Here is a 21,246-nt window from a genome sequence, read left to right as displayed (position 1 = left end):
TTTAAAAAAGCTTGTATATGTTTTATAATAGTAGTGGGACAGTTAGTAAAGTACTGGGACACTAACAGGCCAGGAGGTATGGATGTGGAAGAAGTACTTAAATTACAAAAAAGAATAGTACCCGAACTAGTTGATTTACTGGAAAAAAGGTACAATATTTTAAGAACTATTTACTATAACCAACCTATTGGCAGAAGAGTACTTGCAAATGATTTGGGAATTGGTGAGAGAATAGTTAGAACAGAAATAAATTTTTTAAAAACTCAAGGCTTTATTGAAATAAATACTCCTGGAATGACTATAACAAAAGATGGAGAGGACATTATAGATAAGTTGAAAGATTCCATACATGAGCTAAGGGGCCTGTCTGAAATCGAAGATTTTATAAAGGAAAGATTCAAACTTGAAAAAGCTATAATTGTGCCTGGAAATTGTGATCTAGATAAAACCATAATGAGTGAAATAGGAAGGGCAGCCGCAATTTATTTGAAGAGTATCTTAAAAAATGACAGTACTATTGCCATTACCGGAGGCTCTACAATGAAACAGGTAGTTGATAATATGCCAAGGGTAACTAATATAAAAAATGTTCTTGTAGTACCGGCAAGAGGTGGTATGGGTGCCAATGTAGAGACCCAGGCAAATACCTTGTCGGCAAGACTTGCTAAAAAGTTGGATGGCAATTATAAATTACTTCATATCCCGGATAGTTTAAGTGATAACGCTGTTAGTACTATTATAAAGGAAAAGTCCATACAGGATATATTGCAGTTTATTTACAATGCAGATATACTGATATATGGTATAGGCAGGGCCAACAAGATGGCTAAAAGAAGAGGCCTGAGTGATGAAAAAATACACCAGATAGAAGCCGACGGAGGTCTTGGAGAGGCCTTTGGATACTATTTTGATAAAAAGGGAAATATAGTTTATGCAACCCCAAGCATAGGAATAAAAAACAGTGAAATAGACAAAATAAGTACAGTAATAGCAGTTGCAGGGGGAGGCAGTAAGGCAGAAGCCATACTTTCCACAGAAATAAGTACACATGGTGGTGTATTGATTACAGACGAAGGTGCTGCAAAAAAAATCGTAGAACTTATAAATGGTCAATAAATTTTTTATTTATTATAAATATTTAATTATTTAGGAGGAGTTTAAATGACAAAGGTAGCTATTAATGGTTTTGGAAGAATAGGAAGATTGGCATTAAGAAGAATTCTTGAAGTACCAGACTTAGAGGTCGTTGCAATCAATGATTTAACTGATACAAAGATGTTAGCTCATTTATTCAAATATGATTCATCACAGGGAAGATTCAATGGTGAAATAGAAGTTAAAGAAGGAGCTTTCGTAGTTAACGGAAAAGAAGTTAAAGTTTTTGCTGAAGCAGATCCTGAAAAATTACCATGGGGAAAACTTGGAATAGACGTTGTTCTTGAATGCACAGGTTTCTTCACTAAGAAGGAAAAAGCTGAAGCTCATATAAGAGCCGGCGCTAAGAAAGTTGTTATATCAGCTCCTGCTGGAAATGACTTGAAGACAATAGTTTTCAATGTAAACAATGATTCTTTAGATGGAACTGAAACAGTTATATCAGGTGCATCATGTACAACTAACTGCTTAGCTCCAATGGCTAAAGTATTAAATGACAAGTTCGGAATAGAAAAAGGATTCATGACTACAATCCATGCATACACTAATGACCAGAATACATTAGACGGACCACACAGAAAAGGTGATTTAAGAAGAGCTAGAGCTGCTGCTGTCAGCATAATACCTAACTCAACTGGTGCTGCTAAAGCTATCAGCCAGGTTATTCCAGACTTAACAGGAAAATTAGACGGAAATGCTCAGAGGGTTCCAGTTCCAACTGGTTCAATAACTGAATTAGTTTCAGTTCTTAAGAAGAATGTTACAGTTGAAGAAGTTAATGCAGCTATGAAGGAAGCAGCTAATGAATCATTCGGATATACTGAAGATCCAATAGTTTCTGCAGATGTTGTAGGAATCAACTATGGTTCATTATTTGATGCAACTTTAACTAAAATAGTAGATGTTAACGGATCACAATTAGTTAAGACTGCTTCATGGTATGATAATGAAATGTCATACACTTCACAATTAGTTAGAACTTTAGCTTACTTTGCAAAAATTGCTAAATAGTTAAAATTTACAGCTGATTATTTAATATGTATATATTAAACTGGTAGCATAGTAAAGGTCTGGTTTTGTAGTTGAGGCTATGAGGCCGGGCCTTTAATAATTAATACCAAAATAAATAAAAAATTTAAGAAGAGAGGTATATTATTATGGCTTTTAATAAAAAGACAATTGAAGATATAGATGTCAAGGGAAAAAAGGTTTTAGTTAGATGCGATTTCAATGTTCCACTTCAGGACGGAAAGATAACAGATGAAAACAGGTTGGTTGGAGCACTTCCTACAATAAAATATTTATTGGAGAAAGGTGCAAAGGTTATATTGTGTTCACACCTTGGAAAGCCAAAGGGAGAACCAAAGCCAGAGCTTTCTTTGGCACCAGTTGCAAAGAGACTTTCAGAAATGCTTGGAAAAGAAGTAGTGTTTGCAGCAGATGACAATGTAGTAGGAGAAAATGCAAAAGCTGCAGTTGCAAAGTTAAAGGACGGAGAAGCAGTATTACTTCAAAATACAAGATATAGAATAGAAGAAACAAAGAATAAAGAAAACTTTTCAAAAGAGCTTGCATCCCTTGCAGATGTATTTGTAAATGATGCATTTGGTACAGCTCACAGGGCACACTGCTCAACTGTTGGAGTTACTCAGTTCATAGATACAGCTGTATGTGGATACCTGATCCAGAAAGAACTTAAATTCCTTGGAAATGCAGTAGAAGATCCAACAAGACCTTTCATAGCTATTCTTGGAGGGGCAAAAGTTTCAGACAAGATAAATGTTATAAACAATTTACTTGAAAAAGTAGATACACTTATAATCGGAGGCGGAATGTCCTATACCTTTGAAAAAGCACAAGGATTTACTATAGGAACTTCATTAGTTGAAGGAGATAAAATAGACTATGCAAAAGAAATGATACAAAAGGCAAAGGACAAGGGAGTAAAATTACTTCTGCCTATAGATAATGTTGTAGGAGACAAATTTGATGCATCAGCAAAACCTGTTATAACAGAAGATGAAAACATAAAAGATGGATATATGGGACTTGATATTGGACCTAAAACTTCTAAATTATATGCAGATGCTATAAAGAATGCAAAGACTGTTGTATGGAACGGACCTATGGGAGTATTTGAATTCGAAAACTTTGCCAAAGGAACTATTGCAGTAGCTAAGGCTATGGCAGAATCAGGTGCCACTACAATAATAGGCGGCGGAGACAGTGCAGCTGCAGTTAACCAATTGGGATTTGGTGATAAGATGACTCACATATCTACAGGTGGTGGAGCTTCACTTGAATTCCTAGAAGGAAAAGAACTTCCAGGAATAGCAGCACTTAATGATAAATAACAAAGAACAAAGAACAAATAATGAGGATTTTCGGATACAGCCGAAAATCTTCCGAATTTGATATTTGTTCTCTGAACTTTGAACTTTAAAAAAAGAGAGGGAGATATAAATGAGAAAAGCAATAATTGCAGGAAACTGGAAAATGAATAAAACTGTTGATGAGGCAGCAAAATTAATTGAAGAATTAAAACCATTGGTAAAGGATGCCAAGGCAGATGTAGTTGTATGTCCACCTTATGTATGCCTTGACACGGTTCTTAAAGCTGCAAAGGGAACCAACATAAAAGTTGGAGCTCAAAACATGCATTTTGAAGAAAGTGGTGCATATACAGGAGAAATTGCACCAGCTATGCTGGAATCAATGGGTGTAGAATATGTAATACTTGGACACAGTGAAAGAAGACAGTATTTCAACGAAACAGATGCTGCTATAAATAAAAAGGTAAAGAAAGCTTTTGAACACAATTTAATTCCTATAATCTGCTGTGGAGAGACTTTAGAAGAAAGAGAAGCAGATGTAACTGAAGAAGTACTTGGAAAACAGATTAAATTGGATTTGGCAGGACTTGAAAAATCACAAGTAGAAAAATTAGTTGTAGCTTATGAACCAATATGGGCTATAGGAACAGGAAAAACTGCTACAGATGAACAGGCAAATGCTACAATAGCTTATATAAGAAGCGTAATTGGAAAACTTTATGGAAAAGATACTGCTGAAAAGACTAGAATTCAGTATGGTGGATCAGTTAAGCCTGCTACAATAAAAGCTCAGATGGCTCAACCAGATATAGATGGTGGATTAATTGGAGGAGCAAGTCTTAAAGCAGAAGACTTCTCAAAGATAGTAAATTACTAATTTGTAATAAAATTTGGAGGTAAATATGAATAAAAAACCAGTAATGCTTATGATACTTGATGGTTTCGGTATTTCCGATAAAGTAGAAGGAAATGCAGTTAAAGCAGCAAGCAAACCAAATTTTGATAAATACTACAAAAATTATCCTCACACTGAATTAGGTGCAAGTGGATTAAGTGTAGGATTACCTGATGGACAGATGGGAAATTCAGAAGTTGGGCATTTAAATATAGGTGCAGGAAGAATAGTATATCAGGCTCTTACAAAGATAACAAAATCAATACAAGATGGAGACTTTTTTGAAAATGAAGCACTTAACAAGGCTGCGGACAATGCATTGAAAAATGATTCAGCTTTTCATTTGCTTGGGCTTTTATCACCTGGAGGAGTTCATTCTCATTCAGAGCATTTAAAGGGACTTATTAAGTTTGCCAAAAAAAAGGGATTAAAGAAAGTATATGTTCATGCTTTTACAGATGGCAGGGATGTACCACCATCATCTGCTAAAGAATTCATAAAAGATATGGAAGATTACATGAAAGAAATTGGATTAGGTGAGATAGCATCGGTTTCAGGAAGATACTATGCTATGGATAGAGACAAAAGATGGGAAAGGGTGGAACTTGCCTATAATGCCATAGTACTTGGAAAAGGTAAGAATGCCAATAGTGCCCAGGAAGCTGTAGATAATTCCTATAAAGATGGAAAGACAGATGAGTTTATAATTCCAACAGTAATTGAAAAAAACAATGCACCAATTGCAACTGTTAAAAATAAAGACTCTATAGTTTTCTTCAATTTTAGACCAGACAGGGCAAGACAACTTACAAGAGCTATAATAGACAGAGAATTTGATGGATTCAAGAGAGAAAACCTGGATATCGAATTTGTCACCATGACAGAATATGACGATACAATTAAAAATGTAGACGTAGCTTTCAAAAATGAACACTACAAGAATACATTAGGAGAATATGTAAGCAATTTAGGAAAAAATCAGCTTAGAATAGCTGAAACTGAAAAATATGCTCATGTCACATTCTTTTTCAATGGCGGAGTGGAAGAACCAAACAAGAATGAAGACAGAGCTTTAATACCATCACCAAAGGTTGCAACTTATGACCTTCAGCCAGAAATGAGTGCTTACAAAGTTACCGATGAACTTTTGAAGAGAATAGATCAGGATAAATATGACATGATCATATTGAATTTTGCAAATCCAGACATGGTAGGCCATACAGGAATTCTTGAAGCTGCAAAAAAAGCAATTGAAGCTGTAGATGTATGTCTCGGCAAAATTGTGGGTAAAATACTAGAGAAAGATGGAACTGTGTTTATAACTGCCGATCATGGTAATTCAGAGCAGGAAATAGACTACTCTACAGGAAATCCTATGACAGCACATACTACAAATCCCGTTCCTTTTGTATATGTGGCAAATAATGCTTCAGAGATGAGAGACGGTGGAGTACTTGCAGATATAGCTCCAACTATGCTTGAAGCCATGGGACTTGAAAAACCAAAGGAAATGACTGGCAGGAGCCTTATCAAAAAATAGTGTATTTTAGTTATAGCTTCCAATATTAATTGTATGATTTGTCATTTAAATGATATAATTAGTTTGAAACAAAAAGTATAAATTAGAAAGGAGTTGAAAGAACCGTTATTTTATTTAGCGGTGGCATTTATGAAAAATTATGTAGAAATTGTAGATGTAAGTGCAAGACAAATTCTTGATTCAAGAGCAAATCCTACAGTAGAGGTGGAAGTTACCTTGGAAGATGGAACTGTTGGAAGAGCTGGAGTACCATCAGGAGCATCAACAGGAGCTTTTGAAGCTGTTGAACTCAGAGATGAAGACAAAGACGTGTATCAAGGAAAAGGTGTTACTAAAGCCGTTGACAACGTAAATAACATCATAGCAGAAGAATTAATAGGAATGAATATATTCGACCAGATATTAATTGACAAAACTATGATAGAGCTAGATGGTACGGACAACAAGGCAAAATTGGGTGCCAATGCAACTCTTGGAGTATCACTTGCTTGCGCAAGAGCAGCAGCTCAATATCTTGGACTCAGCATATATCAATATATAGGCGGAGTTAATGGCAAGGTTCTTCCAGTTCCTATGATGAACATATTAAATGGAGGAAAGCATGCTGACAACAATGTAGATTTACAGGAATTTATGATAATGCCGGCTGGAGCTCCTAGTTTTAGTGAAGCTATAAGAATGAGTACTGAAGTTTATCATACATTAAAGTCACTTTTAAAATCAAAAGGTTATGATACGGGTGTTGGTGATGAGGGAGGATTTGCTCCAAACTTAAAGTCCAACGAAGAAGCTATACAGATAATTGTAGAAGCTATAGAAAAAGCAGGATACAAACCTGGAAAAGATATATATATAGCACTTGATCCAGCTTCATCTGAATTCTATGAAGATGGAAAATACAATCTAAAGGGAGAAGGAAAAGTTTTAACTCCTGAACAGATGGTAGATTTTTATGTGGATTTGGCAAACAAATATCCTATAATTTCTCTTGAGGATGGAATGGCCGAAGAAGATTGGGATGGATGGAAAGTCCTGACTGAAAAACTTGGAAGCAAGATTCAGCTTGTAGGTGACGATCTCTTCGTAACAAATACTACAAGGCTTAAAAAGGGAATTGATCTTGGAGTAGCAAATTCCATACTTATAAAATTAAATCAGATAGGAACCCTTACTGAAACATTAAATGCTATAGAAATGGCAGAAAGAGCCGGATATACTGCAGTAGTTTCCCATAGGTCAGGAGAAACTGAAGATACTACTATAGCTGATTTGGTTGTAGGTGTAAATGCAGGTCAGATAAAAACTGGTGCGCCGGCAAGAACAGAAAGAGTTGCTAAGTACAATCAACTTTTGAGAATAGAGGAAGAACTTGGTGAAGCTGCTGAGTTCAGAGGATTGAATGCATTCTATAATTTAAAAAAATAGGCAATTTATTTTGGAATCTGGTAGTAAGTATTATGTACCAGATTCTTTTTTGTTGAAAAACATAAAAATTTTTGGAAGGGTACTTCCTTTTTCATAATAAAGTGGTATAATTAGTATATTATAAGTAATAATATATTAAAAATTATAATTTTATATATTTATGTCATAATATATAATAATGTGTCTGATATTGGGAAAGGTAAATTTTACTATGCTTAGAATAACTTTATTGGATTTATTGTTAAGGGCTACACCAGAGTCATTTTTATTTGTTGTTTCCAGTTATATATTTTCTCATAAAAAATTTGCTGTAAATTCAATAATCAAGAGCAGTATTATTATGGCTCTTAGCATATACCTTATAAGATTGCTTCCAATACAGTTTGGAGTTCATATAATTTTAAATATGACGGTTTATTTGATATTGTTAATTAATATAAATAAAATTGGGTGTAAAAGAAGTATAGAGTATGCAATGGTACTAATGGCCATGCTTTCTACAAGTGAATTACTGAATATAGCTGTTGTAAATATATTATGTGAAGATAGTTTTAATATTATAATTAAAAATGATTTTCATAAAAATCTATATTTTGCGCCATCACTCATACTTTTTATAGTTGGTATTTCTTTATATTACAATTTATTTTGCAAACACAAAAGAGGAGGTAATTTTGATGTCATTGGTAGAACAGGCATCAAATAAGATAGCTGTAAAAATAGCTTCAATTTTAAATGTGAACGATGATGAAAAGGATATAATATGTTATGGAGCATTTTGTACCTTACAGACAATATTAAGCTTTTTTTGGATTGTTTTATTTGGAATCATATTTCATGTACTTCCTCAATCTCTTTTGGTAGTATGCACAATAGCTGCTCTTAGAAAGTATTCAGGGGGGCAGCATGCAACTGCACCATCAAGATGTATGATAATTACTACATTTATTTCAACATCTTTTGGACTTGTCATAAAAAATATATTTGTAAATTTTAATATTGCACTCATAGTATCCATAGGAGTTTTATGTTTCATAATTTCATTTTGTCTTGTATTTAAGTTTGCCCCAGCAGATACTGGATCCAAGCCTATTTCAGATAAAAATATGATATATAGACTAAAGAAAAATTCTATTTTAATTGTATGTGGGCTAGTTATAATTGATACCTTACTTATGACATTCTATTTTAAATATTATAATACTATGTTGTTGAATTTAGCAGTATGTATATATATGGGAGTTATATGGCAGTCATTTACCCTTACACCTATTGGATATAAAACTTTATATGGAGTAGATCTGCTAATGAAAAATATGTATAGTAGACAAATTAATACATAAAAACTTATTTGCTGTCTGATTATTTATTTTTATGCAGAACAATAGTACAATGATAATATATTCTAATAATAGGGGAGATAGACACATGCTTAAAATATCTTTATTAGATTTATTATTGAGAACATTTCCAGAATCATTTTTGTTTGTATTTGCTGTATATTTGTTCTGTCATAAAAAATTTGATAGAAATCGTATAATTGCCAGTACTGTTATTTTTTCTTTCGCAGTATATTCTATAAGATTGCTTCCAATACAGTTTGGAATTCACACTATTTTAAATATACTTGTGTATGTGACACTATGTATAAAAATAAATAAGATTCCATTTGCTAAAAGTATTGCATATTCTCTGATTTTAATGGCTATGCTTTCAGCAAGTGAACAATTAAATACTGTAGTATTAAATCATATATTTGGACAAAATGTAAGTACAATATTAAATGATGATTTGTTTAAGAACATATATTTTATGCCATCTATGATTTTATTCTTTATAGGTATAATAATTTGTTATAAAGTACTTTACAGGAAAAGAGAAAATAATTTATTTTAATATTTTAATATAAAATTTTGGAGATGATATACTATGAAAATTTCAATTAAAAAAACTGTAGCCAAGTTAAGCAAAAAAATATTTATTCATGCAGCATTTTCCACACATAATTCAGCATGTGTTCTCTCAGCATATCAACCTAAAGAGCCTGAGTGCATGAGACATAAGAAATAACATCATGGAGTGAAGTATAGGAAGTATTCCTATACTTCTTATAAATTTTAAGATACGGATGTGTAATTATATGAGATATTTGGAGGATATGAAACGAAAGAAGATATACAATATTATATCCATTGTAAAATTGGTTTCCCTATTGTTCTGTTATATTATAGTTTATAACAGAATTTCTACAAAGAACATATATTTGAATATGAATAATGCATTTCCCAATGTATTTACAGTTCAGGTGTTGATTTGTTCCATAATTTTAATATATATTGCATGGTCTTTTTTTTCTGTAAAAATACTTAATTTCAGAAATACTAGAACCATAGAGATAGTTGAAAACTTTATTTTTATAGCATTGTATTCTGTATTGGATATAATGTGCAGATCCAGTGTATCTGAATATAAATTCATGTTTTTGTTTATAATTATTACAGCCACTCTTCAGCTTGGAATAAAACATGGAATGATTACAGCCTTGGTGTCAGCAGTATCAGTACTGGTCATAGACTTGATATATGTTCCAGTTTCAAGTTCTGGGGTTAACTTCCAATTCCAAAATGATCTGATTGTAGCTGCAGTATATGTGCTTACAGCCTGGCCATTAGGCCACTATGTGGAGATCGAAGATGAGAGTATAAGGAAAAAAATATTGAACTTGAAAATTTAAATAGCAAAATAAATATTCAGGATATTAAGCGAAAAAGAATAGAAGATATGATATTGAAAAACAAGGCCTGTTATAATCTGTTGATAGAAAATTCAAGAGATTCAATTATTGTGCATAGATTTGGGAAAATTATATTTTTAAATGAAAGTGCAGCTAAAATTATAGGGATATCTCAATATAATAGTATTAAGGATATAAGTATGGATGATATAATACCAAAGGATAATAGAGAATTGGTAAACGGAATATATAATAATATATATATTAAAAAGAAGACTAATTATACCTTTGATCAGGAAATAGTGGACATTAATGGTAATATGCTATTAATAAGAAATACCTCAACATATTTTACATATGAAGGCAAGCCTACTGTACTTACCAGAATACATGATATTAGTTCGGAAAAACAAATTCAAAAGCTTGAAAAAGATGTTCAAAAAAGTATTAAGTTATTAAATGAAAGCAGGGAGTTAAACAAGCTCATTACAGAATTCCTGTCAAATGTTTCCCATGAACTAAAAACACCCCTTAATGTTATTTTCTCAGCTGTTCAGGTATTGGATATGAATGATGATTTAACTTCAAAAAACTATGTAGTAAAGGAAAAGAAATATTTGCAAATAGTTAAGCAAAATTGTTACAGACTTATGAGGCTTATAGAAAATCTACTTGATGTTACAAAACTCAACTCTGGATTTTTAAAACTTAGTCTACATAATAGCAACATTGTAAGCTTTGTAGAGAATATAACACAATCCATAGTTCCTTATTTGGATGAAAAGGGTATACAATTGATTTTTGATACTGATACTGAGGAAAAGATAGTAGCTATAGATACAGACAAAATGGAAAGAATAGTATTGAATCTTCTTTCCAATTCAATAAAATTTACTGATAAAGGCGGTAAGATATTTGTAAATATAGTAGATGAAAATGATCATGTCCTCATTAAATTTAAAGATACAGGCATAGGTATTCCTCAAGATAAGATAAAACTGATATTTGAAAGATTCGGCCAGGTTAATAAAAGCCTTAGAAGGCCATGTGAAGGAAGCGGCATAGGCCTCTATCTTGTAAAATCATTTGTAGAATTGCATGGAGGAACTATAGATGTGAAAAGCAAACTGGGGGTCGGAAGTGAATTTATAGTAAATTTACCTGCAAAAAATGTATCTGAAAATCATGATGAAATAGCTATTGATAGTGATAGCAGTTTAAACAAGATAAATATGGAATTTTCAGATATATACTTTTAAAAATTGAAATTAGGCTTTATATGTGATAAAATGTATGTTATGTCAATAGCGTTGTTAGTTGATAATTAGGAGGGCGATTTCGTGCATACTTTTGTTTTGGTAGTGCAAGTTATAATAGCAGTACTTTTAATAGCTGTAGTATTGGTACAGCCTGGAAAGACCAATGGGTTAAGCGGATTTATATCAGGTGGGGCTGGCGAGAGTTTTTATTCCAAAAATAAATCAAGAACTTCAGAAGCCATGCTTTCAAGATTGACTGTGATTTTAGCTATAATTTTTGCAGTGTTGTGTATAATTCAGTATTTAATAAAGTAGGTATACCGTGAATACAGCAGAGTTTAGATTCTGAGGTATTCATTTTTTTATATAATTGTTTTCTTCGGGTTTGGAATTACTTTTAAAAAATTATATACGAGGGTTAAGTTCAGAAGTATAATGTAAATAGTGGATATGTTTATAAAAATATTGAATATTTTTAGTGAAATTGTACCAACATAATAAAAGGTGGTGAATATATGAATATAACAGAAGCAATTTTAAATTTTATGAGAGAAAAGGCATATAAGCCTACAGATATAAAGGAATTGGAAAAAATTTTCGGTATAAAAAAAGATGAAAAAAAGGAATTCAAGAAGATACTTAGAAATATGGAAAAGGACGGACGGGTAGTTAAGACAAGGACCAATAAATACGGTGTACCTGAGAGAATGGGACTTGTAGTAGGAAAGTTTCAAGGGCATCAAAAAGGTTATGGATTCGTAATTCCTGAAGAGGGAACCGATATATTTATACCTATTTCCGGTGTGAATGGTGCCATGAACAAAGACAAGGTAATGGTAAGAGTTTTAAAAGAAGAAAACAGCGGAAAAAAATGTGAAGGAGAAATAATAAGGATACTTGAAAGGGCTAACAAGACTATTATAGGTATTTATGAGGACAGCAGAAATTTTGGATTTGTAGTGCCAGAAGAAAAGAGAATATATCAGGATATATTTATACCCAAGAATTGCAAAAAAGGGGCAAAAACCGGGGAAGTAGTTATTGTGGAGATAGTTCAGTGGCCTGATGGGAGAAGAAATCCAGAAGGGAAGGTAATAAACGTACTTGGAAAGAAGACTGAAAAGGGAATAGACATATTGACCATAATCAAAAAGAATGGTCTTCCTGAAGAGTTCCCTGCAAAAGTTGAAAGCTATGCAGATAATATACCAAATGAAATTCCAGAGGAGGAATATGAAAGAAGAGAGGATTTAAGGGATCTTACAATAGTCACAATAGATGGTGAAGATGCAAAGGACTTGGATGATGCCATATCTATTGAAAAGCTTCCAAATGGTAATTTTTATTTAGGAGTTCACATAGCAGATGTTTCCAACTATGTAACAGATAGAAGCCCATTGGATAAAGAAGCACTTAAGAGGGGAACTTCTGTATATTTAATAGATAGGGTCATACCTATGCTCCCTAAAAAATTGTCAAATGGAATATGCAGTTTGAACCCTAAAGTTGACAGACTTACTTTAAGCTGTTTTATGGAAATAGATGATACAGGCAAGGTAGTAGACCATAAAATTGTGGAGAGCATAATAAGAACAAGTGAAAGAATGACATATACAGATGTTACCAAGATATTAAAAGGTGAAGACGACAAGGTGATAAGCAGATATAGTTATCTGACAGGTACATTCCAGCTTATGGGAAAACTTGCCGACATATTGTATAAGAAGAGAATACTTAGGGGAGCTGTAGACTTTGATTTTCAAGAATGCAGTATAATACTTGACGATCTGGGAAAACCTGTAGAAATAAAGCCTTATGAAAGAGGAATTTCAAATCGCATAATAGAGGAATTTATGCTTGTATGTAATGAAACTATAGCTGAGCATATGTTCTGGAGCAATATGCCTTTCGTATATAGAATACATGAAGACCCTGATGAAGAAAAGTTGATGTACTTTAATGAGTTTGTACACAACTTGGGGTACACTATAAAGTGGGGACAGGAAGTTCATCCAAAGGCACTTCAGGAAATTATAGAAAAGGTAAAGGGCAAAAAGGAAGAGACAGTAGTCAGTACACTTCTTTTAAGATCCATGAAACAGGCAAGATATTCTTCTAAATGTATAGGACATTTTGGCCTGGCGGCAAGGTATTACTGCCATTTTACATCTCCAATAAGAAGGTATCCGGATTTAATCATTCACAGGATAATAAAGGAATTAATAAATGGTAAACTGGATGAAAAAGAAGTAAAGAGATTGAATGTAAAAGTTGAATATGCTTCAAAGCAATCTTCAGAAATGGAGAGGGTGGCACAGGATGCTGAACGAGAAGTGGATGACTTGAAGAAGGCTGAATACATGAGTAAGAGAATAGGAGAAGAATACAATGGTATAGTATCCTCTGTTACCAATTTTGGAATGTTTGTGGAGCTTGAAAATACAATTGAAGGATTGATTCATCTAAGTACTATGACTGACGATTATTATATATATGATGACAGGCATTTGTCACTTGTAGGGGAGAAGACCAGGAATATCTATAAATTGGGGGATGAAGTTAGGGTAAGGGTGCTCAAAGTTGATATGGCAGCTCATGAAATTTATTTTGAGATGATTAAAGATGAAAAAAATATCAAAGAGCAAATTTAAACTTTAATATTTGAACTTTGTAAAGGGGTGATATGGTTGACTAAAAAGAAGACAGGGAGAAGTACCCTGGCTGAAAATAGAAAGGCAAGGCATGATTATTTTATTGAGGAATCAATGGAAGCTGGAATTGAACTCGTAGGAACGGAAGTAAAGTCCATAAGAGAAGGAAAGGCAAACCTGAAGGATAGTTATGCAGATATAATGAATGGTGAGATATATGTAAAAAATATGCATATAAGCCCTTACGAAAAGGGAAATATTTTTAACAAGGATCCTTTGAGGACGAGAAAGTTACTACTTCATAAATCTGAAATATCGAAGCTTCTTGGATATACAGCCCAAAAAGGGTATACCCTGGTTCCAATGTCTCTCTATCTTAAGCATGGACGCGTAAAAGTAAATTTGGCGGTTGCCAAAGGTAAAAGAGACTATGACAAGAGAAATTCTCTTATGGAAAAGGCAGCCAAGAGGGATATAGACAGGCAAATGAAAGAAAGATATAGATAACTGAAGAGATAAATATATATTAATCATATAATATCTAACCTTAATATAATCTTATACCAAGGTTGGATATTTTTATATAGATTTATTTGGAGTTATGTTTTGAAGATCTGAACATGATTATCGAGGTATATACTATGACTACTATAAGTACCCACTTGAGTATAAAAACAGGCAATGTTTTAACTATGTATGCAGCTATTATGACACCAATACTTCCAAATATCATAGTTGGAATCGGAACTCTTATATCATAAGATTTTTCTTTTACAAATTTTATTGAAGCGGCAATTTCTAAAAATGCACATGATCCCATCATAACGGGAAATGTTACTCTTGGGCTCATGCCAAGGGCAAATACCAATGCCATGCAGGGAGCATAAATTCCTATGCCAACAGTCATAAGAGCTCCAAATATGAAATTTCCTATTAAACCTATAACCAGACGTATTCCAGTTAATTCAGTAGCATTTCCTCCAGAGGGCATTAAATTTATCTGTCCTGAAAACATTATAAATGCCACTATTAGGAGGGCTGAACCCATTCCTATCTGAATTTTCCTTTCATTTAATTTTGATATAAATGAAGCTCCTAAAATAGCGCCAATTGTAGCTGATATAATCATGGACACTAAAGTAAATACGTTTACTTTAACTATAGTTATAAATATAAGGGATTCAACTACTACAGGTATGGAACAAGCTACATTTAGTGTACCTGGTATGAGTCTGTCTTCAGTAAGTTTGAGGTTTTTTAAAAGTGTAGTTAAAATTGCAAAACTCCCTATTCCAAGAGTATCAAAAAAATTTGCTATAAAACCTGTTATTCCAAATATAAAAAATTTTTTATTGTCTACTTCTTTATCCTTTAATCTTTGTACATAGTCTTTGAAAAATACAAGTAAAAAGTATAGTGCAAAGATAACGAGTATAATTAATAAAATTTTGACCATTGCTCACATTCCCTCCGATGTAATAAAACCAAATAGATATATTCGACAATAATTTTAAAAATCCTTCATAAATAGAAAACTCCAACCTGATTTTAAAGCTGGAATTTTTTACTTATCTTATTGTTTTAGGCCTATAATATGCATTTATGTCATTGGGATTAAATTTATCAGAGTATATGAAATCTACACCTAGATTTAATGCCCTTTTAAGTTCTTCAGGATTGTCAATTGTCCAGCAGAATACTTTTAGCCCATCTTTATGGGCTTTATGTATAAGATTCTTGTTTAGATAGTCAATATTACAATCTAGTTCAGTAGATTTAAATGATTTTATATATCTATAGCCATAAAGTTCTTTATTTGGGTTTACCATAGGCATCAAGATAAGTCCTTTGTCTCTTTTACGAAGATACTCTAAATCCTTATAGTTAAATGAATGAATTAATAATTTATGGCTGTAGTTATGCTTTTTTATAATTCTTAACATTGTATTTAAATCTCTAGTTTTGTTGCTAAGAAATTTTATATCAAATACCGGTATAAGATTGTATTTTTTACATTCTAAAAGAGCATCTTCAAATCTAGGCAATTTCAAGTTTGGGTAATTGGATATATTCGGGCCTTTATTGATCACAAGCTTGTCTATTTCCTTGGAAGTTTTTGACGATATTGGGCCATAACTATTAGTGGTCCTATCAAGTGTACCATCGTGGAGCAAATATAAAACTCCATCAGATGATGAACACACATCCAGTTCTACACCCCAGTATCCGATTTTTGACGCTTCATCAATTGCAGGAATAGAATTTTCAGGGGCAGCACCACTTGCAGCACGGTGAGCTATTATAACTGGTTTGTTAAAATTTAGATTTATAGAAGTATAAATTGGTTTTGCTGATGTATATTTTAAATTAATGGTTTTGGGATTTTTACTTATGGTAGATACTTTTATTGTTGTATTATATAAACTTTTTAAAGTATTTTTATTATTATTATTGCACCTTAAAATTGGATTAGCTATTGATGAAATCATCAGATTAATAAATAATAGTATTATAATTTTATAAATAATATCACCCTCCCTATTACATAAAATAGTTGATGTAATTAATTTTGCATATAAGCCTATTATATATTAGAAATTGCATGTTTTATTTACAAAAATATTACTTATACGACTAATTTGTTTACAAAACTGTGACATTAACTAAAAATTCTATGCTTACAGGAAAAAATAGGAGTATATTAAACTGATTACTTTTAGTAACCATTGTTATATACATCACATTCAAGGTTATTTTTGAAATATAATGATATAATTTATTTAATATAGTATCTCTTGTAAATTTCGATATTCAATAGTTATGATAAAGAAAGGAATGCCAAAGATGAAAATTACAATACGTAAGTATATTGATAAAGACATACCATGCATTACAAGGATCTGGAATAATATAGTTGAAGAAGCAAAAGCATTTCCTCAAATAGAAAAAATGAGTGAAAAGGAGGCAGAAATATTTTTTGCATCTCAGTCATTTACAGCAGTTGCTGTTTGTGATAATCAAATTTTGGGATTGTATATTTTACACCCCAATAATATTGGACGCTGTAGTCATATTGCAAATGCTTCATATGCTGTTTGTGCAAATTATAGGGGGGAGCATATTGGAGAAAAGTTGGTGCGCCATTCTATGGACAAGGCAAGGGAATTGAATTTTTCCATTCTTCAGTTTAATGCTGTTGTAAGTACAAATCAAAGTGCGATTCATCTGTATGAAAAGATAGGATTTAATCGTATTGGTATTATTCCTGCTGGTTACTTGCTTGGTGATGGAAGTTATACGGATATAATTTTATATTATATTCCATTAATATAATTTTATTTTGGTAGGCTGTTAAATAGTTATTTTCATAAGCAGGCATATGCTAATTGTTCTTTAACAATATTCATAAAATGGTATAAATTGTTTACAAATACTTAACCAATATGACATTAAGCCGTAACAAAAACTATATAGAATAATAAGTGTCCTAAGGAAATACCTTAGAGAAAACGGAAATAATGCTTTTACATAAATGAATAAAAGTAATGGTAATTACCAGACTGGTGCCTGTGGTTGCAGGGCACACCAAACTTAAGTGCAACCGCCATTAGATACCAATAATTGTTGTTCTCCCAACAATATATTACAAAATGAGCATTCGTCATTTAGGGTGCTCATTTTTATGTATTGTTTATATATCTAATTGCCTTGCTATTGTTGCCTGGGAAACGAAACTATTATATAATACGATTAAGTGTCAACAGATTGGAGGACAAGCAATGAACAAAGAAGAACGGGCAATGAAGGGTTTATGGGACATATTTAAAAAAAGAATATGGCTTGATAGCTTTAAGATGAAAGATAGGCTTAAGGGTTATAATCCTTCTGAAATACATTGTATTGCTTATATAGGAGAAGATGAAGATTCCAACGTGACAAAGCTGGCGGAGTCTTTTGGCATGACCAGAGGTGCCATAAGCAAACTAACTAAGAAACTCGTAAAAAAAGGGCTTATAGAAAGTTATCAGAAGCCGAATAATAATAAAGAAGTCTATTTTGAACTCACTGAGCAAGGAAAAACAATTTACGATATCCATGAGGAAATGCACAGAGAGTTTAAGGATAGAGATCAACCCTTTTTTGAACAAGTAACAGAGGAACAGCTTGATATTATACTCGGCTTCGCGAAAAAGTATAATATGCATTTGGACACGGAAATAAAGAAACTGGGTGTAGATATGAAATCTGATAACCTATAGTTTTACGGACTCTCCTTGAAACATATTAAGAAACAACAAATTTCCGGCAGCTCTCCCTTATTGAGGATGGGCTGCATTTTTGTGCGTCTTTAAATTCACAGACTTTATTGTTTCCTCTTCAATATTGATATTGACAAGGAAACAATGAGATGATAAAATAATTATGTTGACAAGGAAACAAAAATGCCGTTATAAGAGGAGATCGTACAATGAACATACAATCCGCATAACAAACGGAAAACAAAACTGATATGCAAGGAGGAAAAAGCATGAATATCATCGGAATTATCGCAAGTCAGCGTAAAGAAGGCAATACTGCTTTTATTGTAAATAAAATACTCGAAGGTGCAAAGGAACAGGGTGCCCAGACGAGTACTTTCAGTTTCAGCGATCTTGATATCAAACCATGCTGTGGATGTTGGGCTTGCCACAACGGCGATCAGGGGTGTGTTATCAACGACGATATGCAGAAAATTTATGATGCACTTGAGTATGCAGATGCCATTGTTTTAGGCTCACCGATTTACATGGGTCAGATGAGTGCCCAAGGCAAGATATTTACCGATAGGTTGTTTGCACGGTTTTCCCCGCGATTCTCTCCGTTTTTCAAAGAAAATGCTGTGAAACAAAAGCTGATTCTTTCATTTAATCAAGGTAATCCTGATGCTGGCCTGTTCAAATCTTATATTGATTATACGAAACACATGTTTGAGGTACTGGAATTTGATGCTGAAGAGGTACCTGTTGTTACAGGTTTGCGAAATGGGCCGGTGCATGAAAGAGAAGATCTGTGCACGAGCCTGAAGAATTTTGGATCAGTGTTGGTTTTGGAAGGATGCCAGAAATAATATGGAGTATAAAACAATAATGTAGAAAGAAAATATAAACGGTAAACAGCTTACGTTTACCTTAGTCACGCTCCTGTTTGGATATTTTACGAACATATTAAATATTATGGAAAAAGAAAATTTTTCGGGTCAGTTTAAGTTGAGAATGCCTAAATCACTTCATAAAGAACTAATGGAAAAATCTAAAGAAGAAGGTATAAGTAATGAATCAATATTGTTTATATTTGTTAAGTAAAGGTACTGGGATTAAAAGTAAAAGATAAATAGTGAAAATTGTGAGACAGAAATGAGACAGATTTGGGACAAAAATAGGACAAAAGTGAGACAAAGCTGGGACAAAATTCATGTAAAAGTATTACATACTATATATAGTCAATTGTGGCTAAGACATAAGTTCTCCTTTTTTAATATAACCCATCAAGCCTCTTAACAATGCGAAACTGTTGGGGCAAATAAACCTATACCTCCATGGTTAAATGGAGCTCCAATGCGGGAAACCGCAAAATTTAATACTATATCTTGTGCAGGACATCTGGTTATCTGGGTGTCTTTTAACATTATTCATGAAATAGTGGAATATGTTTACATAGTATTAATAAATATGACATTAAACCGTAACAAATACTATATATAATTATAAGTGTCCTAAGGAAATGGCCTTAGAGAAAATGAAAATAATAGTCCCCCTATTATATAAGTAAAAATGATAACAAAAATAAGTACTGGTCAAAGCTGGTGCTTATTTTTGTTTTTGAAAGAAGGTGGAGAGGTGTGAAAGTCAAGTAGATCCTCAAGGATAAAGTTGAACAACAAAATAAAAATAAATCCAGGACTCTTTTTTGATACTTAAAAACAGGAGGTTAGAAATGAGTGAATGCTATGATGCAAAGCTAGATGAAGAAAGACACAGACATATAAAAGAAAAATTAGAGGAATATGATAATACTTTTGATGAACATGACAGCAGACTTAAAATGCTTGAAGTAAAAGGGGAGAGAGTAGATGAAAAACTGGAAGATTTATGTGATAGGCTTAAAAGTTTAATAAGTACTTTTAAGTGGGGTATGGGAATTTGGGAGCTTCATTTTTGGGGCTCTTTATTTATTTGCTTGAATTGCATCTGAAGTGAAAAGAATGTCAGTTTTTAAGGCACATAAATAATATAAAAACGAGGAGGTATTTATATGATTAAAGGTGTTGATATAAGTAATCTTAACGGAAAGGTTAATATCAATCTGCTTAAAAATGAGGATCATCAGTTTGTTATATCAAAGGCAACCGAAGGGGCAACCTTTATAGATAGATTTTACAATAATAATATTGCTAATACAAAGGCTTTAGGACTTATTGCTGGAGGATATCATTTCGCTAACTTCCAGGATAGGGCCAAAGCCATTCGTGAAGCTAACTTTTTCAAGTCAATTGCTGCAGGAGCAAAGCCTGACTTTGTAGTCCTGGACTTTGAGCAAAAATGCAGTAGAGATATGACAGATGCATGTCTAGCTTTCTTGGATATTATATCAGATATAGCACCAGCACTTATCTATTGTAATCCAAGCTATATAAAGGAACATCTAAACAGTAAAATAACCAAATATCCATTGTGGGTGGCTCATTATGGAGTTAAATCACCAAGCTTTACTTTATGGGATAAATATTCAATATGGCAGTTCATAGACAAGGGACAGATATCAGGTGTAATTGGATATATAGATCTCAATTATATGACAGAGGATTTTTATAATTCTCTAAAGGGAGGAAAGAAAAAAGTGAAAAATATAGTAGTTTACAATTATGGACCCGATCAGAATAGTGCTGAAATACTTGCTGACTATCTTAACTGTCCTACAATTTCCAATGGTAGAAAGTTTGATTTCAGCCAGGTGGAGAATGTATATGCAGTTGGTGGAAATGAAAAACAGTATACAAGCTATCTTACTAAACTGATATCAGGTTCAGATAGATATGCAACTATGCAATTAGTTCTTAATTTTATTAAAAATGGGGGTAAATAGACAAGCTTTTGTTTACAACATGTATTGTAAAGTCAATGCAAAACTTTAATGAAAATGTAAAGTGAAAATTATATGAATAATAAATTTTCATTTTATCTACTGGAAAGTAGTGTGAGAATTTTGCTTTACAGG

At 32.7% G+C, this 21,246-nt stretch carries 21 protein-coding genes and 1 pseudogene; 20 read left to right on the top strand and 2 right to left on the bottom strand.

Annotated elements, in window-relative coordinates:
* The first annotated feature begins 84 nt into the window (after positions 1 to 84).
* The 14 genes and pseudogenes from J418_RS0101470 (at position 85) to smpB (ending at position 14,499) form a co-directional block, all read left to right on the top strand.
* Positions 85 to 1,116 (top strand): sugar-binding transcriptional regulator, encoded by a 1,032-nt coding sequence (locus tag J418_RS0101470; RefSeq protein WP_017894646.1) that lies wholly within the window; start codon positions 85 to 87, stop codon positions 1,114 to 1,116.
* Between the two features lie 45 nt (positions 1,117 to 1,161).
* The gene (gene gap / locus J418_RS0101465) at positions 1,162 to 2,166 is read left to right on the top strand and encodes a type I glyceraldehyde-3-phosphate dehydrogenase (protein WP_017753147.1); all 1,005 of its coding nucleotides are present in this window, start codon (positions 1,162 to 1,164) and stop codon (positions 2,164 to 2,166) included.
* Between the two features lie 146 nt (positions 2,167 to 2,312).
* Entirely contained in the window at positions 2,313 to 3,509 is a 1,197-nt protein-coding gene (locus J418_RS0101460; RefSeq protein WP_017753148.1) for a phosphoglycerate kinase, read from the top strand.
* A gap of 109 nt (positions 3,510 to 3,618) precedes the next feature.
* Entirely contained in the window at positions 3,619 to 4,365 is a 747-nt protein-coding gene (tpiA, locus tag J418_RS0101455; protein WP_017894645.1) for a triose-phosphate isomerase, read from the top strand.
* 25 nt (positions 4,366 to 4,390) lie between these two features.
* On the top strand, positions 4,391 to 5,923 hold the full coding sequence (gene gpmI, locus J418_RS0101450; RefSeq protein ID WP_017894644.1) for a 2,3-bisphosphoglycerate-independent phosphoglycerate mutase: 1,533 nt from the start codon (positions 4,391 to 4,393) through the stop codon (positions 5,921 to 5,923).
* Between the two features lie 129 nt (positions 5,924 to 6,052).
* Positions 6,053 to 7,348 (top strand): phosphopyruvate hydratase, encoded by a 1,296-nt coding sequence (gene eno, locus J418_RS0101445; RefSeq protein ID WP_017894643.1) that lies wholly within the window; start codon positions 6,053 to 6,055, stop codon positions 7,346 to 7,348.
* A gap of 211 nt (positions 7,349 to 7,559) precedes the next feature.
* Positions 7,560 to 8,054 (top strand): hypothetical protein, encoded by a 495-nt coding sequence (locus J418_RS0101440; protein WP_017894642.1) that lies wholly within the window; start codon positions 7,560 to 7,562, stop codon positions 8,052 to 8,054.
* On the top strand, positions 8,026 to 8,691 hold the full coding sequence (locus tag J418_RS0101435) for an accessory gene regulator ArgB-like protein (protein ID WP_017894641.1): 666 nt from the start codon (positions 8,026 to 8,028) through the stop codon (positions 8,689 to 8,691). Before J418_RS0101440 ends, J418_RS0101435 begins: the two co-directional genes overlap by 29 nt.
* Positions 8,692 to 8,776: 85 nt before the next feature.
* On the top strand, positions 8,777 to 9,244 hold the full coding sequence (locus J418_RS0101430) for a hypothetical protein (RefSeq protein ID WP_017894640.1): 468 nt from the start codon (positions 8,777 to 8,779) through the stop codon (positions 9,242 to 9,244).
* Positions 9,245 to 9,277: 33 nt separating this feature from the next.
* A complete protein-coding gene (locus J418_RS16020) occupies positions 9,278 to 9,418 on the top strand; it encodes a cyclic lactone autoinducer peptide (protein WP_017894639.1) in 141 nt (46 codons plus the stop codon).
* Between the two features lie 70 nt (positions 9,419 to 9,488).
* Positions 9,489 to 11,341, top strand: a pseudogene (locus J418_RS15405) (sensor histidine kinase).
* Between the two features lie 81 nt (positions 11,342 to 11,422).
* Complete coding sequence (secG, locus tag J418_RS0101415) at positions 11,423 to 11,656, top strand: preprotein translocase subunit SecG (protein WP_017753157.1); 234 nt, start codon at positions 11,423 to 11,425, stop codon at positions 11,654 to 11,656.
* A gap of 200 nt (positions 11,657 to 11,856) precedes the next feature.
* The gene (gene rnr, locus J418_RS0101410; protein ID WP_017894638.1) at positions 11,857 to 13,992 is read left to right on the top strand and encodes a ribonuclease R; all 2,136 of its coding nucleotides are present in this window, start codon (positions 11,857 to 11,859) and stop codon (positions 13,990 to 13,992) included.
* Positions 13,993 to 14,028: 36 nt separating this feature from the next.
* The gene (gene smpB / locus J418_RS0101405; protein ID WP_017753159.1) at positions 14,029 to 14,499 is read left to right on the top strand and encodes an SsrA-binding protein SmpB; all 471 of its coding nucleotides are present in this window, start codon (positions 14,029 to 14,031) and stop codon (positions 14,497 to 14,499) included.
* Between the two features lie 82 nt (positions 14,500 to 14,581).
* Here smpB and J418_RS0101400 read toward each other — a convergent pair whose 3' ends face one another.
* Entirely contained in the window at positions 14,582 to 15,448 is an 867-nt protein-coding gene (locus tag J418_RS0101400; RefSeq protein WP_017894637.1) for a sulfite exporter TauE/SafE family protein, read from the bottom strand.
* A gap of 112 nt (positions 15,449 to 15,560) precedes the next feature.
* Positions 15,561 to 16,481: a glycerophosphodiester phosphodiesterase gene (locus J418_RS0101395; protein WP_017894636.1), complete on the bottom strand. Its 921-nt coding sequence runs from the start codon at positions 16,479 to 16,481 to the stop codon at positions 15,561 to 15,563.
* 355 nt (positions 16,482 to 16,836) lie between these two features.
* On the opposite strand from J418_RS0101395, the gene J418_RS0101390 reads away from it, so the two are divergent.
* The 6 genes from J418_RS0101390 to J418_RS0101365 all read left to right on the top strand — a co-directional run bounded on the left by J418_RS0101390 (position 16,837) and on the right by J418_RS0101365 (position 21,114).
* Complete coding sequence (locus J418_RS0101390; RefSeq protein ID WP_017753162.1) at positions 16,837 to 17,325, top strand: GNAT family N-acetyltransferase; 489 nt, start codon at positions 16,837 to 16,839, stop codon at positions 17,323 to 17,325.
* A gap of 446 nt (positions 17,326 to 17,771) precedes the next feature.
* The gene (locus tag J418_RS0101385) at positions 17,772 to 18,251 is read left to right on the top strand and encodes a MarR family transcriptional regulator (protein WP_017753163.1); all 480 of its coding nucleotides are present in this window, start codon (positions 17,772 to 17,774) and stop codon (positions 18,249 to 18,251) included.
* A gap of 269 nt (positions 18,252 to 18,520) precedes the next feature.
* Entirely contained in the window at positions 18,521 to 19,099 is a 579-nt protein-coding gene (locus tag J418_RS0101380) for a flavodoxin family protein (protein WP_017753164.1), read from the top strand.
* 106 nt (positions 19,100 to 19,205) lie between these two features.
* On the top strand, positions 19,206 to 19,334 hold the full coding sequence (locus J418_RS16015; RefSeq protein ID WP_023625216.1) for a toxin-antitoxin system HicB family antitoxin: 129 nt from the start codon (positions 19,206 to 19,208) through the stop codon (positions 19,332 to 19,334).
* A 631-nt stretch (positions 19,335 to 19,965) separates the two neighbouring features.
* On the top strand, positions 19,966 to 20,223 hold the full coding sequence (locus J418_RS15400) for a hemolysin XhlA family protein (RefSeq protein WP_023625217.1): 258 nt from the start codon (positions 19,966 to 19,968) through the stop codon (positions 20,221 to 20,223).
* Between the two features lie 60 nt (positions 20,224 to 20,283).
* Positions 20,284 to 21,114, top strand: coding sequence for a glycoside hydrolase family 25 protein (locus tag J418_RS0101365; RefSeq protein ID WP_017894635.1), 831 nt, complete (start codon positions 20,284 to 20,286; stop codon positions 21,112 to 21,114).
* Positions 21,115 to 21,246: the final 132 nt, after the last annotated feature.

This window comes from Clostridium tyrobutyricum DSM 2637 = ATCC 25755 = JCM 11008 (genome assembly GCF_000359585.1).
Taxonomy (GTDB): Bacteria; Bacillota; Clostridia; order Clostridiales; family Clostridiaceae; genus Clostridium_B; species Clostridium_B tyrobutyricum.
Note: the sequence above shows the minus strand (reverse complement) of the source record. Positions and strands in the feature narration are given on the sequence as shown.